This window comes from Geothrix campi (genome assembly GCF_024609265.1).
Classification (GTDB): Bacteria; Acidobacteriota; Holophagae; order Holophagales; family Holophagaceae; genus Geothrix; species Geothrix campi.
The window spans coordinates 427,558-443,369 of the sequence record NZ_JANHMP010000001.1; the positions used below are offsets into that span (position 1 = coordinate 427,558).

Annotated in this window: 12 protein-coding genes and 1 pseudogene; 7 read left to right on the forward strand and 6 right to left on the reverse strand. The window is 66.6% G+C overall.

Translation table 11 applies throughout. The annotated features are described in order from the left end of the window. The first annotated feature begins 28 nt into the window (after positions 1-28). Both NOV65_RS02105 and NOV65_RS02110 read left to right on the forward strand, forming a co-directional pair. On the forward strand, positions 29-1,081 hold the full coding sequence (locus NOV65_RS02105) for a bifunctional UDP-4-keto-pentose/UDP-xylose synthase (protein ID WP_257303834.1): 1,053 nt from the start codon (positions 29-31) through the stop codon (positions 1,079-1,081). A gap of 16 nt (positions 1,082-1,097) precedes the next feature. Continuing rightward, positions 1,098-2,762 carry a glycosyltransferase family 39 protein gene (locus NOV65_RS02110; protein WP_257303836.1) on the forward strand — a complete coding sequence of 555 codons (1,665 nt, stop codon included), beginning with the start codon at positions 1,098-1,100 and terminating at the stop codon, positions 2,760-2,762. Between the two features lie 84 nt (positions 2,763-2,846). Here NOV65_RS02110 and NOV65_RS02115 read toward each other — a convergent pair whose 3' ends face one another. Beyond that, on the reverse strand, positions 2,847-3,089 hold the full coding sequence (locus NOV65_RS02115) for a hypothetical protein (protein WP_257303838.1): 243 nt from the start codon (positions 3,087-3,089) through the stop codon (positions 2,847-2,849). Positions 3,090-3,142: 53 nt separating this feature from the next. Between NOV65_RS02115 and NOV65_RS02120 the strand changes: the two genes are divergently transcribed. Together NOV65_RS02120 and NOV65_RS02125 are read left to right on the forward strand one after the other, a co-directional pair. Beyond that, positions 3,143-4,852, forward strand: coding sequence for an ArnT family glycosyltransferase (locus NOV65_RS02120; protein ID WP_257303840.1), 1,710 nt, complete (start codon positions 3,143-3,145; stop codon positions 4,850-4,852). Continuing rightward, positions 4,849-5,226 carry a DMT family transporter gene (locus NOV65_RS02125; protein ID WP_257303841.1) on the forward strand — a complete coding sequence of 126 codons (378 nt, stop codon included), beginning with the start codon at positions 4,849-4,851 and terminating at the stop codon, positions 5,224-5,226. The genes NOV65_RS02120 and NOV65_RS02125 overlap by 4 nt, the downstream gene beginning before the upstream one ends. A 73-nt stretch (positions 5,227-5,299) precedes the next feature. On the opposite strand, the gene NOV65_RS02130 is transcribed toward NOV65_RS02125, so the two are convergent. From NOV65_RS02130 to NOV65_RS02150, 5 genes are all read right to left on the reverse strand, one after another. Continuing rightward, positions 5,300-7,303: a TonB-dependent receptor plug domain-containing protein gene (locus tag NOV65_RS02130; RefSeq protein ID WP_257303843.1), complete on the reverse strand. Its 2,004-nt coding sequence runs from the start codon at positions 7,301-7,303 to the stop codon at positions 5,300-5,302. Positions 7,304-7,362: 59 nt separating this feature from the next. Beyond that, positions 7,363-8,352, reverse strand: a complete 990-nt coding sequence (mtnA, locus tag NOV65_RS02135; protein ID WP_257303845.1) for an S-methyl-5-thioribose-1-phosphate isomerase — start codon at positions 8,350-8,352, stop codon at positions 7,363-7,365. 86 nt (positions 8,353-8,438) lie between these two features. Next, entirely contained in the window at positions 8,439-9,086 is a 648-nt protein-coding gene (locus NOV65_RS02140) for a class II aldolase/adducin family protein (protein WP_257303847.1), read from the reverse strand. A gap of 23 nt (positions 9,087-9,109) precedes the next feature. Next, on the reverse strand, positions 9,110-9,988 hold the full coding sequence (locus NOV65_RS02145; protein ID WP_257303848.1) for a tetratricopeptide repeat protein: 879 nt from the start codon (positions 9,986-9,988) through the stop codon (positions 9,110-9,112). Between the two features lie 145 nt (positions 9,989-10,133). Beyond that, positions 10,134-12,167: an SPFH domain-containing protein gene (locus tag NOV65_RS02150; RefSeq protein ID WP_257303850.1), complete on the reverse strand. Its 2,034-nt coding sequence runs from the start codon at positions 12,165-12,167 to the stop codon at positions 10,134-10,136. 210 nt (positions 12,168-12,377) lie between these two features. Between NOV65_RS02150 and NOV65_RS02155 the strand changes: the two genes are divergently transcribed. The 3 genes and pseudogenes from NOV65_RS02155 to NOV65_RS15575 form a co-directional block, all read left to right on the forward strand. Next, a complete protein-coding gene (locus NOV65_RS02155; protein ID WP_257303851.1) occupies positions 12,378-14,027 on the forward strand; it encodes a BamA/TamA family outer membrane protein in 1,650 nt (549 codons plus the stop codon). 136 nt (positions 14,028-14,163) lie between these two features. Next, complete coding sequence (locus NOV65_RS02160; RefSeq protein WP_257303853.1) at positions 14,164-14,700, forward strand: hypothetical protein; 537 nt, start codon at positions 14,164-14,166, stop codon at positions 14,698-14,700. A 75-nt stretch (positions 14,701-14,775) separates the two neighbouring features. Continuing rightward, positions 14,776-15,804, forward strand: a pseudogene (locus NOV65_RS15575) (phosphate acyltransferase); the annotation flags it as partial. Positions 15,805-15,812: the final 8 nt, after the last annotated feature.

The window sequence follows — 15,812 nt, forward strand, 5'->3', positions numbered from 1 at the left end:
AACTGATTCGTTTGCGCAAGGAGTCCTCGTGAAAGTCCTCATCCTGGGTGTCAATGGTTTCATCGGTTCCCATCTGGTGGACCGCATCATGCAGGACACGGACTGGGAGGTCTATGGCCTGGATCTGGGCACCCACAAGGTGTCGGATCACCTGACCAATCCCCGCTTCCACTTCGTGGAGGGGGACGTGACCATCTCCAAGGAATGGATCGAATACCACATCAAGAAGTGCGACGTGGTGCTGCCCCTGGTGGCCATTGCCACACCCAAGGTCTACGTCACCGACCCGCTGCGTGTCTTCGAGTTGGACTTCGAGGAGAACCTCCGCGTCGTCCGTCAGTGCGTGAAGTACAAGAAGCGCGTGGTGTTCCCCAGCACGTCCGAGGTCTACGGCATGTGCCCGGACGCCGAGTTCGACGAATACGAGTCGCCCCTGGTGACCGGCCCCATCCCCATGAACCGGTGGATCTACAGCACCAGCAAGCAGCTGCTCGACCGGGTGATCTGGGCCTACGGTTTCCAGCAGGGCCTCAAGTTCACGCTGTTCCGCCCCTTCAACTGGATGGGCCCCAAGCTCGACAGCCTGAACACCGCCAAGGAGGGCAGCAGCCGCCTGGTGACCCAGTTCAGCTGGAACCTGTTCAACGGCGAGCCCCTGCAGCTGGTGGACCGCGGCACGGCCCGCCGTTGCTTCATCGACGTGGCCGACGCCATGGACGGCCTCATGTCCATCCTGCGCAACGAGGGGGGCAAGGCGGACGGCCAGATCTTCAACATCGGGAACCCCGCCAACGACTTCAGCGTGCGCGAGATCGCCGAGCAGATGATCGCCATCTGGAAGGATCATCCTTTCCGCATCGAGCGTGGCATTCCCGAAGGCCGCATGGTCGAAGTGGGCAGCGGCGACTTCTACGGCAAGGGCTACCAGGATGTGGCCCGCCGCACCCCCAGCATCAAGCGCATGCAGAGCACCTTCGGCTTCGACCCCAAGGTTTCCATGAAGGATTCCCTCAAGAAGGCCATCGACTTCTTCGTGGAAGAGCACAAGGCGCTGGAGAAGGTCGTCGAGACCGAGAACTAGGCTCCGACCCGCGCCCATGACGCGCCGCGAACGCACCTACCTCCTCACCCTGTGGTTCTTCCTGGGCCTGCTGCCGCTCCTGGTCCGCCCCCTCTGGGAGCCCGACGAGGGACGCTACGCGGAGATCCCACGGGAAATGCTGGCCACGGGGGACTGGCTGACGCCGAGACTCAACGGGGTGCTCTACTTCGAGAAGCCTCCCCTCCAGTACTGGCTGTCGGCCTTCAGCATGAAGGCCTTCGGGGTGAACGGTGCCGCGGCGCGATTGCCGCTGGCCCTGGCCTCGGGCCTCATGATCTGGGCCGCCTGGCGCCTGGCGAAACGCCTGGGCGCCCGGGATGCGCGCTGGGCGCCCTTCATGGCCGCCACTGGCCTGCTGGCCTTCCTCGTGGGGCAGCTCCTCACGCTCGATGCCCTCTTCAGCGCCTTCCTGGTGGCGGCCCTCGCCGCCTTCGTGGAAGCCGTGGCCCAGCGCAGGGATGGGCGCAGCGGCCTGGGTTGGACGCTCGCGGCATTCACCTTCCTGGCGGGCGCCATGCTCACCAAGGGGCTGGCCCAGGTGATCCTCATGGGCGGCATCCTGGTGTTCTCGCTGCCCTTCGCCTGGAAAGATGCCGCCCTCCGTCGGGCCGTGCTGCGCACCGGCTTTGATCCTCTGGGCTGGCTGCTCTACCTGATCCTGGTGACCCCATGGTTCTGGTTCGTGGATCGTGCCAACCCAGGGCATGCCCAATTTTTCTTCATCCACGAACACTTCACCCGCTTCCTCACCCACGAGCATGCCCGCCAAGGCTCCAACAACTGGCTGCTCGACAAGCTCTACTTCATCGGGACGCTCGCGTTGGGTCTGCTGCCCTGGGTGTCGGCCACCATCATCGGCCTGAAGCGCACCTGGACCTTTCTCATGGGCCGGGGCCCCCGGGGGGCGGACCATCTCGCCCGATGGATCGTCGGGACCTCCGCCATGGCCTTCCTCTGGCCCCTGGCCTTCTTCAGCCTGTCCGGCTCCAAGCTGCCGCCCTACATCCTGCCGGTCCTCGTGCCTCTGGCCGCCCTGGCCTGCACCTTCGAGCGCGAGGGCGAGGGACCCGCTGCCCTGCGCAGGATGGGATGGGAATTGATGGGTCTCGGCGCCCTCTTCCTGGTGGGGGCCATCGGCTACCGCGAAGAGCTGAGCGGTTTCGGCTGGCTGCTCGCCCTTGGCGTCGCCTTTACGGGCCTTGGTTTCTGGGCCCGACGACCGAAGGGCCTGACCGGGCCGCGTCTGATGGCCGCCTTGGGCGCCGCGCTGTGGCTGCTGGTGCTTGCCGGCCAGGCCGCCGCAGGCCCCGGCAAATCCGTAGCCAAGCTGGCCCGTGGCGTCCCTGGCGATGTGCAGTGGATCAGCTATGGCAACTACTTCCAGGGCCTGCCTTTCTATGCCCGCACCCGGGTCGTGGTCGTCGCGGGGACGGGGGAACTGGCCTACGGCCGTGACCACTTGGCCGATGCCCGCAGGTGGTTCAACGAGGATCCGGAGGCCCTCGGCGTGACCGCGGACCGCTTGAAACTGCAGGATCCGTCCCGACCTGTCTTCGTGATGGCCAAAGCCTCCAATTGGAAGCAACTCGGTCCTGAGGAAAAGGCCCGCTGGGAGGAATTGGCCCAAAGTCCAGCCGCCGTGGTTGCGCGGCGGCGGTAAGGAAGGCCTTCCTCTCCGAGTGCCGAGACCTCTCCTCCTAACGGGCCGGATCGGCCAGTAGCTGGGATCCAGTCTAGATGGAGGCTATTTGACGGCCTCTTTTACGCCCCGCCCGGTCTCCTTGGCGCCTTTGGCGATGCCCTTCCCGGCAGTCTTCGCGCCACGGCCCACGGCCTTCCCGCCTTCCTTGGCAGCGTGGCCCACAGCCTTGCCGCCCTTCTTGACGCCTTGGCCGATCTGTTTTCCGGCCTGCTTGATGTCCTCCTTCACGCCATCGGCTGGGGCCGGGGCGGCGGCAAGCAGGAGGGTGAGGAAGGCGGTGATCATGGATCCATTCTAACGCCTGGGCGGGAAGGGCGGTTCCAGGGGAAGATGGTGGGATGGACGGATCCACGAACCAGGCCCCCAAGGGGTCCCTCTTTGCCGGCTGGCTGCGGGCCCATGCGCCGGAATTGCTCTTCGCCGTGCTATTGCTGGCGGTGCTGCCCATGCGCGATCTCTGGGCACCGGATGAACCCGACTTCGCCCAGTGCGTCAAGGAGATGCGCCTGCGCGCTGACTGGCTGCTGCCCTACCTGAATGGGGTGCCCTACAGCGAGAAGCCCATCCTCTACTACTGGGTGATGAAGGCTTCTGCCGTCCTGTTCGACACGCTCACGGGTGGCCTGGGCTTCACCCAGGGCGTGGCGGCCTGGGCCCTGCGCCTGCCCTCGGTGATCGCGGCGGTGGCCTTCCTCTCCGCCTTCCGCCGATGGGCCGTCCGGTTCCTGGAACCGGGCACTGCCGAACCTGCGGCCCTGATCCTGGCCACGACGCCCCTCTGGTTCTGGCAGAGCCAGTTCATCCAGATCGACCTGCTCTTTTCAGCCCTGTTGGCCTGGAGCTGGCTCTGCTGGCTGGGTGGCTACCTGCTCCTGCGGGGACCGGGTGGGGAGAGCACTGCCCAGGACGCTCGCCGCTGGTTCCTGCAGGCGTACTTCTGGCTGGCCCTGGCCTTCCTGGCCAAGGGACCCCTGGCCCCCGTGCTCTCGGTGCTGGTGCTTGCGGCCTTCCTGGCCTGGCAGCGGGATTTCCCCGTGCTGCGGCGGGCTGGAATCGTGGCGGGCCTCTGCCTCACCCTGCTGCTGGTGGCGCCCTGGTATGTGGCGGCGGGCCTGAAGGGCGGGGCGCATTACGCCTATGAACTGATCATCTTCCAGAACGTCGAGCGGGCCACCAAGGCCTGGGACCACATCCACCCATGGTGGAAGTACTTTGATTACATCCTGGGGGACTTCTTTCCGTGGGTACTCCTGCTGCCGGCACTGGCCCTGCATCTGCGGCGGGAACGGCGGCTTGTGGGGCCCGCGCCACGCTTTCTGCTGGCGGCCTTCGTGGTGCCCTTCGCCTTTCTGAGTGCCGTGCAGAGCAAGCAGGGCAAGTACCTGCTGATGAGCTACCCCTTCATGGCGTTGTTGCTGGGGGATCTGTTCCGGCGTGCGGAGGGCGCCCGCGTCCGCCGCCTCGGCCTTCTGCTGACGGCCGGCCTCGCCTTGCCGACCCTCGCGCTGGTCGTCCTGGCCCTGGGTGCGGGCGGCGCGAAGCTGCAGGTCCAGGTGGCCCCATTCCTGGGTCCCCTCCGGCTCATGGCCCTGCTGATGGTCGGAGGCACACTCCTGCTGGCGGCCCAGGCCTGGCGAAAACAAGCCGGCCGCCTCGTTCCTGCCACCGCCTTGAGCCTGGGGCTGCTCTACCTGGTCGGCGGCACTTGGGGGTTCCACCTGCTGGATTCCGCGAAGAACTACCGGCGCTGGACAGCGGCTGTCCAACCGCTGATCGCCGGGCGGCAGGTCTTCTACTGGCAGACCATCCGCAGTGGCGTCATGGTCTATACGGACCACCTCATGCCCGAACTGCGCAGCGCCGGGGCCCTGGAGCGCCTGGACCCCGAGGCCCGGCTGGTGGCTCAGCGCGGCGAGTGGGAACAGGACGCCTGGGGCATGACCCCGGCTCTGCGCGCCCGCTTCGAGGTGCTGGCGGCCGTGCCTACCGGCGGGGGTGAGATCCTGCTACTGAAGAAGAAAACCGATCCCGCACCGGAGCGCCCATGAGCCCGAACCTGAAAGCCATCCCCCTCATTGTGCTGGGGGTGCTGCTGAATGCCGCGGCGCAAATCTGTTTGAAGAAGGGTCTGCAGGCCGCAGGCGGCATGCAGCTGTCGTTCGGTCCCCTGTTCCGCCTGATGCTCGAACCCTGGGTGATCGCGGGTCTCGCCTGCTACGCCGTGAGTGTGGTGGTGTGGCTGGGCGCGCTGTCCATGGTGCAGGTGAACTACGCCTACCCCTTCCTGGCCCTCGGCTTCATCGCCAACGCCCTTATGGCTCGCGCCTTCCTCGGGGAAGCCATGACCCCCATGCGCTGGGTGGCCCTCTTCATCATCGTGATCGGTGTGGGTTTGCAGGCGCTCAGCGGGCGGGGCCAGTAATCCCTGGTTCACCCCAGGAGAAGCCCCGAACGCGCCTTTCGTCCGGAGGCCACGGCGAGTAGGCCTCGCGGGGCTAGAACCTGAACCGGGCCTCGAGGGAGCAGCTGGGTGGGGCCGCGGGATAGCCGTCGATGATGTAGGCGTCGTTCTGCCCCTCCCGGGAAGCGGTCAACCATTGGTCCGGAGTGGTCCTGGGTTGGAGCAGATGCTCCCCCCGTACGATGAAGGTCCAGTGCGGACCGGCCGTCACGGAGGTCGACATGCCGAGGTCCCGGTAGACCACCTGGGTGGCGCGGATGACGGGCGGCAGGCCGTTCGCGGCCGCGCGACCGCCCCCGTCGCCGAAGGAGGAGTACTGGTGGCCCTGGAGCGTGTAGTGGACTTCCGTCTGCACCTGGCTCCAGCCCATGAAGCCCTTGAGCCCGTGGGTGGAGAAGGGCCGCCGTTGCGAGGCCGAGGTGCTGAACTGCTGCCCGTCGGGGGCATTGAGATCCCGCGCCTCCTGGGTTCGGACGAAGGCTTCCAGGCCCAGCTTCTTCGCCGTCCGCCAGCCGAAGGCGGCGTCGGTCCCACGCACCCGGACCCGATCCTGGTTCACATAGGCCAAGCCGCTGGGGCCGATGAGATCCTTGCCTGTCTGCTGCTGGCTTTCCAGCCGGCCGTACCAGTTGCCTTGGCCCCAGCCGAAGCCGACCTGCAGGGAAGTGCTCTGCTCCATGCGGAGGGGCGCGGTGCCGGGAATCTGGCTGTTCCGCAGCTGCTGCAGGAGGGTCGGTGCCGTGCGACCGCTTCCCCCCGCGGCATAGAGACGGACGCCGCCGCCGAGGTCCTGGTTGAAACCCAGCCGAAGGGTGTGGCCCGAGGCGCTGAGCACCTCAGTGTCGGTGCCTCCCTGGACAAGGGACTGGCGGTCCCGGGTCCCCCGGGCCTGGCCCAGGAAGCGCGTTCCGGGCAAGGGCTCGAAGGTCCATTCGAGGCCGAAACCGGCCTGGGTGCCCTTGGCGGCGCCGAGTATCGCGGGATCGACATCTCCGTTCTGGCGCGTGTCCTGGCCCTCGAGCCGGAGGCTCAATCCCGAACGGGGGCCGGTCGTGATGCGCAGGACCGACTGGAACCGCGTCTCACGGCCTTCGAAATGCGTGGGCAGGGCGGCCCCTGTCTCGGGCTGATCGTGCTTGAACCTGGCGAGGCCGAGGCTCGTCTCGAGGTTCAGACCGGCCCCCAGGGCCCAGTCGACGCGCAGCTGGCCACTGTCGCTCCGCTGGCGGCTCTCCCGCGCGGGGTTGTAGACGCGGAGGGTATCCGAGACCTCCTGAAAGGGCTCCGGGACACCGAAGTAGGTGCCACGCCAGGCGACCGTCCACACGGTCGGCCCCCAGGTCTGCCCCAGGCCAAGGAAGTTGGTGACCTGGCGATAGGGCCGGTCCGTGGGCGTGGCCTGCTTCTCCTCGGCGCTGAGGTTGCCACCGCGGAGATAGCCGCCTGCCCAGGCAAAGCCCGGGGTGGCCGTGCTCTGCCCCTGGCCGTTGTTGCCGCCAAGGCCACTCAAGTCGCCGGAGGCGCCGGGTTTCACGGGCTTGCCCGTGAAGAGGGCGATGGTGCCGCCTTGGCCGCTGGGGCCCGAGCCGGGTGAGCCGGTGATCACTTCGATGCGGGTGACGCCAAGGAGGGGCACCTCGTTGAGGTCCTGGCCCAGGCGGCCGGGATCCATCAGGGGCATGCCGTCGATCATCACGAGCGTGTCCTGCGGACGGCTGCCACCGAGGTAGATGCGGGAGGGCAGTCCTGGTCCGCCCTGGTTCTGCACCTGGGCTGGCAGCTCCCGGAGCAGGAACGCCCCCAGGGCGCGGGCGCCGGACCGCTGGATGGCCTCCTCATCGAAGATGGCCACCTGGCCCGGCGTCCGGCTCACCGGTACGGGCCGGGATTCCGCCGCCCAGGATTCCCTGGGCTTCTCTTTCGGGGGTTCGCCCGGGGCTCCCTGGGGCGCAGGCACTGGCTCCTGGGCGGCCAGCGCCAGGGACAACGCCGACAACAGGAAGATCAGTCCCGCTGTCACAGGTCGCTCGAGGATCATAGATGCTCCGGTGCTTGAGAACTTTCCTCTCATTGAAACAGAGATGGAAAGAAGCGGCACTAGCTCTTCGCCAGAGCTCCTGCCTTCAATTCGGAGGCGCTATAGACGCCCCTATCCAGCACCAGGCTGGTGACGAGGTCCACGGGTGTGACATCGAAGCTGGGGTTCCAGACGGGCATGGCCTCGGGGGCCCAGCGCCAGGCGCCATAGCCGCGTACTTCAGCGGGGTCGCGCAGCTCGATGGGGATGGCCACGCCATTGGGGCAGGCCAGGTCCACGGTGGAGAAGGGCGCCACGGGGTGGAAGGGCACGCCGTGGTATCTGGCCTGCACCGCCACGCCGTAGGTACCCACCTTGTTGGCGAAGTCGCCGTTGGCGGCCACCCGGTCCGAGCCCACCAGCACACGCTGCACCTTGCGGTCCCGCAAGAGCAGGGCCGCCATGCTGTCGGTGATGAGGGTGGAGGGGATCCCCAGTTTCCGTAATTCCCAGGTCGTGAGCCGGCCGCCCTGGAGCAGGGGCCGTGTTTCGTCGGCATAGACGTGAATGCGCTTGCCCTGCTCGTGGGCCCGGCGGATGACGCCGAGCGCGGTGCCGATGCCCGCGGTGGCCAGGCCGCCGGTGTTGCAGTGGGTGAGGATGCCCTCCCCGTCCTGGATGAGGGCGGCACCGTGTGTGGCCATGCCTTCGCAGAGCCGCACATCCTCCTCGAAGATGGCCTGCGCCTCGGCGACGGGATCAGTGGCGGCCTTCATGCGGTCCATGGCCCACATCAGGTTCACGGCCGTGGGCCGGGCTGCCCGCAGAGCCGTGCAGGTGGTGGCGTATTCGGTGGCCGAGGCGCCACGCTGGGCGAAGGTGGCCAGACTCGCCGCCGCCGCCACGCCGATGAGGGGCGCGCCGCGCACAGCGAGGCGCTTGATGAGGGCGATCATGGCTTCGGGTTCGCTGCCGTCCAGCCACATCTCTGCATCCGGAAGCTGCGTCTGGTCCAGCACCCAGAGGGTGCGGCCATCGTGTTTCAGTCCGAGGGATTCGAAGGGGTGCATGGAAGGCCTTGTTGGTTCAATCGCAAATGTCGCAGATGAAAAGCAGGGCGCTCGTATCTGGATATCTGCGCCATCTGCGGTTCCGTTCAAAGGATTTTCGGCCCGATCCTGCCCCGCAGGGCTCGAAGGTCGGCGAGGTCGGACGCGGACAGTGGCTTGGCGCCGCCCAGGGTTTCGGCCTTCCAGAGAATGTCCGCGACCTGCTCCAGGCGCTCGAGGCCACCCACTGCTTCATCCAGGTGCTCGCCCCAGCAGAGGCCGCCGTGGCGAGCCAGGATGAGGAGGCGATGCGCAGGGAGGAACGGCAGGAGATTCGCGCCCATGGCCTCCGTGCCGGGGATGGCCATGGGGACGATGGGGATGCGGCCCGCGGCGAGGATCACTTCCGGCAGGCCGTCCGCAGGCAGTTCCTTCAGCTCAGGCCGAGCCAGGGTCCAGGCGATGGCCGTGGGTGGATGGGCGTGGACCACCGCCTTTGCTTCCGGTACCGCGCGGTAGATGGCCAGGTGCATGGCCCGCTCACTGCTTGGCCGGCCGGAGAGGATCTCTCCCTCCAGCGTGAGGTGGGCCAGATCCTCCAGGCGCACCTTGGCTTTGGGCACGCCGCTGGGGGTCATGGCGATGAGGCCGTTGGGCAGGCGCACAGAAAGGTTGCCGTCCGAGGCGGCGAGGAGTCCACCTGCGTGGAGGCGGCGGCAGCCGTCGAGGAGAGCCTGGAGCAGGGCGTCGGACATGGAAACCAGTGTAGAGGATCCCCTCAGCGTTTCTTCTTCGCCGCGGGCTTTTTGGGCTCGGGCAGGGCGGCGTAGCGCTCGGCCTGCCGCAGATTCTCCGCAAGAACCGGATCCTCGGGACGCAAGGAGAGCGCCGCCCGGAAATCGTCGCGGCTTTCCCGGTAGTGCTTCAATTCGAAGAGGCAGCGTCCCCGGTTGAACAGGGCTTCGAGTTGGTTGGGTTCCAGGGCCAGGGCCTTGTCGAGGGCCTCCCGGGCCTCGCCCCAGGCCTTCCGCTCGTTGAGGCAGCGGCCCAGGTTGTTCCAGGCGTAGGCGATCTTCGGGTCCTTCGCCACAGCCGCCTGCAGGAGCGGCTCGGCCTCGGCCAGGCGATCCATGCGTGCCAGGGCCTCGCCCTTCCAGGCCAGTCCCCCGGCGTTGTCCGGCGTCTTTGTGAGCAGTTCTCCTGCGTAGGCCAGCAGGGCGTCCCAATCCTGGGCCAGGCGGGCCTCGGTACAAGCATTGGGCAATCCCTCGGCCAGGCCCAGCCGTCCGTTCTCCGCCTGGGCCAGGGCCGCTTCCCCATGGCGTCCCAGCTGGCCCAGGGCACTGGCGCGATAGATGCGATACGTGGACAGGCGGGGGCCGGATTTGGCTTCCAGCTGGGGCTGCAGGGCTTCGCAGACAACCACAAGCCGCTCCCAGCGCTGACTCCGGTTGAGGGCCTGGATCCACCATTCGTAGTACTTGCCGCGGGTGGCCGGAGGTACGGACTCGAACCAGTCGGCCAATCCAGCCCAGTTTTTCGCCTTGATCAGGGCGTCCATCGCGGATGGCAGGCCATCTCCCATGGTGACGACCAGGGGCTGGGACTGGACCTGGGGTGCTGGGGCAGGAGCCTGGAAGGGGAGGAAGACGATCATGGGAGCACCCGTGGATGGAAGGAGCCGGATCTGGCTGATCGAGGAAAGCTGGTTGTACAGCCACTGTTGGGAGGGGGTTGGGTAGAACCAGCCTAGCATGTGACCGGGGCGGCCGGAGCCGCCCCGGGGTTCAGGAACGGGCAAGCTATTTGGTGAGGTTCTGCCGCATCGCAGTCTTCAGCGCCTCAGCCTCGGGATTGACCCCGGTGGGGACCACTCCTGCGAGCTGCCCGGCCTTTTCGCTGAGCAGGAGGCCCAGCAGGCTTTCGATGAGGCTGCCTCCGCCTTGCGCGCCACCGCCCATGTGGATCTTGGGGACGACATCCACCTGGGACTTCTCGATGGCCTCGGCGAAGCGGCTCATGACCTGCTGCACCAGCTGGAACTGGGGGCCGCCGTAAGCGCGGACCTGCTCTTCGATGGCCATGGCCTGGGCGATGCCCACGCGGGCGGCCTGCTCGGCCTGGGCTTCGGCCATGACCTTGATGCGCTTGGCCTCGCCTTCGCCCATGAGGCGCACCTTCTCCGCCTCGGCGCCCGCGAGTGTCTGGATCTGCGCCGCCTGCTGCTGGGCCTTGGCGTATTCGGCCTTGCCCTGGTTGCTCTGCACCTCGATGCCGATGGCGGATTCCGTCAGCAAGGTCTGCTGCTTGGCCCGGGCCTCGGCCTCGCGCAATTCACGCTCCTTCACCGCCGCGCTCTGCTGACGGCCGTAGGTCTCCACCTGCTCGTCGGCGATTTGGCGACTGCGGAGCTGGACGAGGATCTGCTCGATCTGCCCGCCGGGCGCCCCGCTGGTGGGTGTGCCGATGAGGACTTCCTGCAGCTCGAGGTTGTACTGGGCGAATTTCTCCTTCATCTGCGTGCCGCTCTGCTCCTGGATGGCGCTGCGGTCCTGGATGAGCTGGATGAGGGTGCGCGTCTGGCCGATGTTCTTGAAGTAGGCGCTGACCATCGGATCGAGGGTCTGCTCCACCAGCTTCTTGATGTCGCCGAAGCGCTGGATGACGAGCGGCGCCTTGCGGTAATCGATGTGGACCACCACGGAGAGCGGCAGGCTGGGTTCGAAGGCGTCCTTGGTGATGAGGCTCACCTCGGTCAGGTTCTCGTCGAACTTGTGGCTGCCCACCTCGCCCTTGGTCCACTTGAGGATGAAGTTCGTCGTCGGCACCATGAGCACCTTGCCGGCGTAGGTGTTGAAGGCGTATTTGCCGGGCAGGAGCGGGTCGCTCCACACGCCGCGCTGGCCCATGGTGACCAGCTCGCCATGGCGGTAGTCCAGGCCGCTGATATCGGCGCCCTTGGCGCCGGTATAGCTCACCACCACACCCACCGTGCCCACGTCCACCACCGTCTTCGGGATGAGTTCCACCGTCGCGAAGAGGCGGTTGATGTAGTAGGTGCCTTCCACCAGCACCTGGTACTGGCGCCCGCGCTGGCCGCCCGCCACCAGGAACTTGTCCGCGTCCTGGAAGTTGTTGTGGTAGGTCGTGGGCTGGTGAGGATCCTCGCCGACGGTGGAGGCGATGATCTCGCCGCTGGCCAGGGAGGGGCCGTCATGGACGGTCACGATGCCCACGGCATCATCGGTGCCTTTGATGATCACGGGGCGCCAGCCGCCGCGCTCCGTGATGATGGCGCTCATCTTCTGGAAGGTCTCCACCTCGCTCTTGTCGAGTGGCAGGTAGTAGACCTGGTCTTCGGTGAGCACCACGAACTGGACGAGGTTGATGGCGTACATGCCCTCGCGCAGGATCTGGCGCTGAGGGCCCTTCTCTCCGCCCCCCTGGATGAAGGCCAGCACATCCTGGAAGTCGGCGCCCCGGGCATTGCTGGCCAGGGCCTGGGAGGAGGGCAGGTCCTTGCCGTCCCGGGCGAACACGTAGCCGATCTTGCCCTGGGGGATGGTGACCATGGGCATCTTGTGGATGCGGTACTGGAATGGCGTGAGGAAGTGCCAGCCACCGCGCAGGAGCTGGGGCTGGAAGCCGGCCTCGCCGCCGAGGGCGATGAGGCCAGTCTTGACAGACCCCTTGCCGCTGATGAGCTTTTCGACGATGCCGACGCGGTTGTTGGGGATGTAGCGGATCCACTTGCTGAGAAGGATCACCGCGAAGGCGATGACGAGAAGGCTGAGCAGACTCAGGCCGGGGTTGGCGGAAAGCCAGGTGAGGTCCATGAGGACTCCAGGGGACGGGTTTCGGGAAGTGTACCGAACCAGGGCGCCGTCCCGCCGAGGTTCCGGAGTTCGTCCGCGGTCCTGCACCTGCACTCCTGGAGGAGTGGGCCACTGGGATCCGACGCGGAAAGAACCATACGAAGGCTCAGATCATAGGCGGGTTCTTCGCTCACGCCGTGACGGACATCACCATTTGGCCTAGGCTGAGGCATGCAAATCTCCCGGGAGAGGAGCCAGGGCCGTGATTGCCGCAGCCTCATGGCCATGGTGATGGTGCTCCTGGCGGATTCCCCACTCGCCGCCCAGACCGCGCCCACCTGGGAGGAACTGGAGGCCAGACAGGCGCGCATCGCCAGCATCGACCTGAGCATCGGCGATGTCTTCGATCCCTCGCTCCCCAAGGAGAACCACTGGCTCGGACGGGCGGCGAACTTCCTGCATATCGAAACCCGGGAGCAGGTGGTGCGCCGGGAGATCCTCTTCCATGTAGGCGAAACGGTGAATGCCCGCTTGATCCATGAGACTGAAAGGAATCTGCGGACCTTCCGCTTCCTGAAAGATGCCCTGATCGAGCCCCAGGTGGATGAGACGGGGGCCGTCCACGCCATGGTCCACACTCGGGATGCCTGGACCCTGAAGGGCAGCGCCGGCTTCACGCAGGTGGGCGGGCAGCGTAGTTTCGGATTCTCGGTCCATGAATCCAATCTCCTGGGGTTCGGCAAGGATTTGATCCTGGCCCACGAGAAGACCCCCGAACGTTCCATCGATACTGTGCAGTACCTGGACCGGCAGATCCTGGGAACCCAGTGGACCCTGGACTCCCGCTACCAGGCGCTCTCCGACGGGAAGACCCGCTTCCTCGAGCTGACGAAACCCTATCGCGGGCTGGAGACCCCCTGGTCCATGACCTTCCGGGCCTCATCTTCGGATTCCATCGAGTCGGTCTACAACCTGGAGCAGACCGCCTATACCTTCCCCTCCCGACAGGAGAGCGTTCTTGCCGAAGGGTCCATGGCCACGACTGTGATGGACGGACGGGCTCTGCGTCTGGGCGGGGGGGTGGACCTCAAGCAATCGAACTATGGTCCAATCCAGACTCTGGCCGCCGGGAGTCTGCCCGTTCCCTGGCTGCGGGACCGCCTGCTGCGGGGCGTCCATGCCTCCTGGAGTCTGTTCGAGGATCAGTTCCGCACCTACCGGAATCTGGCCGGCATGACCCACTCCGAGGACTTCAACCTCGGGTGGGAGGCGAAGATCAGCGCGGGCTCCTATCTGAAAAGCCTCGGGAGTGACGTCGACTCGCCGTTCTTCCAGATCGATGTTTCCAAGGGCTGGGCTCCAGAGGCCAGCTCCCTCCTCCTCCTTCGGACCAAGGCGGCGGCGCGCCATGAATCCGACGGCTGGCAGGACGCGTCCCTGAACCTGAGTTTCACCGCCTACCACCAGGGGTTCCGCTCGCAGACGCAGGCAGCTTATGTGCAGCTGGATGCGGTTCACCGGCCAGTCCCCGAGGCCTTCCTCTACCTTGGTGGGATGGATGGCATGAGGGGGTACGGGAATCACCTCCTGCTGGGTGACCGTCGCTGGATGACCTCCCTGGAAGAACGGATCAACACCTCCTACAACTGGCTCGGCATCCTGCAGCTCGGGTTCGTGGTGTATGCCGATGGCGGGGCTATCCGGCGGCTGGACACGGGGCGCTGGAGCCGCACCTATGTGGATGTGGGCGGCGGGTTGCGCCTTGGCAACCTGAAGAGCTCGATCGGCCGGGTGTTCCTGTTGACCGTCGCCTTTCCCCTGGTGCGTGAGCCAGGCACGGAACACCACCAGTTCATCGTCGGGGATCTCGTGAAATTCTGACCCTGGGCTTCTCTTGGGCCCAGGCTAGCCTTGTTCCATGGACGAGTGGCTCGATTGGTTCAGGGAACGCCGGGGAACCCTGGTCTCGGTAGTTGTGGCGGGAGTTCTGGGGATCTGGTGGTGGGAGGGCCGCGCCGTGTCCCAGCCCGCAGGCGTCCTTGCCCCCGGAGATCCGATCCAGGCAGCCCCGGATTCCCAGGAGCCCTGGAGCTTTCGGAATCATCGGATCACCCCCTTGGCCCGCTTCGAGATCCGCGCCCGGGTGCTGAGCGCCGAACGGTATCGCTTCGACCGGCCCGCGGAGTTGTCGCCCGTGGACCTGGCCCTGGGCTGGGGACCCATGTCCGATTCGCAGGTCCTCGCGGCCTTCTCCATCGAGCAGCGGGATCGCTGGTACTTCTGGCGGGCCGCCCGCATGCCCATCGCGGAGCGGGAAGTCATCAGCCACAGCGCCAACATGCACATGATCCCCGCGACCGAAGGCATCGCCAGGCGCCTGAAGGCGGCCCGGGTGGGGCAGGTGGTCCACCTGGAAGGCCAGCTGGTGCGCGCGGACGGGAAGGACGGGTGGCACTGGGTCAGCAGCCTGAGCCGTACGGATACCGGCGATGGTTCCTGCGAGGTGATCTGGGTGGAATCAGCCGAGGTCACAGACCGGTCTCCGGATATGTGACCTTCAGATCTGCAAAATAGAATCCTCTGGCTGCTAGACTCAGCGCTGCAAGGCATTCCAAGCACCTGGAGCCCCATGTTTGACATCGAAGCGTCCCTCGACAGCCGCCTGCTGGCCGTGCCCCGGAACCGGCCCACGGTGATGTTCCCCGAGGCCCTGGATCCGCGCACCCTCGAAGCGGCCTGCTTCCTAAGCCGCTTCATCCGGCCGGTCTTCCTGGCGCCCGAGGCCGAGGTGCGGGCCGTGGCCGCGCAAACCCTGGCCCATCTGGGTGCGGATCGGGTGGCCTATACCCTGTCTGAAAGCGCCTTCGTCGATCCTGTTTCCCGCCCCGACCTGGTGGAGTCCTTCGCCACGGCCTGCGTGGCCTTCAGCCGGGGGCAGGGCCGGGCGTTGGGCCTGGAGGAGGCCCGGAAGCTGGTGTCCGAGCCCGGTCGTTTCGGCATCTGGGCGGTGAAGCTGGGCCATGGGGACATGGTCGTGGGCGGCGCCATCCACGAGCCCAAGGCCTTCTTCCGCCCCATGGTGGACATCCTCGCCCAGCGCAGCGTCACCTGCGAAGCTGGCGTGTTCGTGCTGCCGGACGAGCACCCCGAAGAGGTCTATCCCCACAACATCGTGGTCTTCGGGGACGTGGGCGTGAACGCCAGCATGACCCCCCGCACCCTGGCCGAGGTGGCCGTGGGCACCTGCGCCGTGGCGCGAGACCTCATCCCCGAGGACGTGCTGCCTGAGATCCGCTGTGCCATGGTGTCCTACTCCAACCGCGGCAGCGATGAGGGCCCTTCGCCCGAGCTGGTGCGGCAGGCGGCAGACCTGGTGCCGGACATCCTGGCGGAGCGCGTCGCCCACAGCCCCCGCTACGCCAGCATCCAGATCCGGGGCGAGGTGAAGGTCAGCGTGGCCCTCTCGCGCCGTTCAGCGGGGCTCTACCACTCGGATGGCCTGCCCTGGGAGGGCGTGCCCAATGTGATCGTGTGCCCGAACCTGGACATGGGGAACCTGCTCTACCACCTCTATGCCACCCGCTTCCCCGAGGCGAAGAAGTTCCCCGTGATGTTCGGCCTCTGGTTCCAGGGTGTGGACCTGCCCATGGACTGCACGCCCGAGGA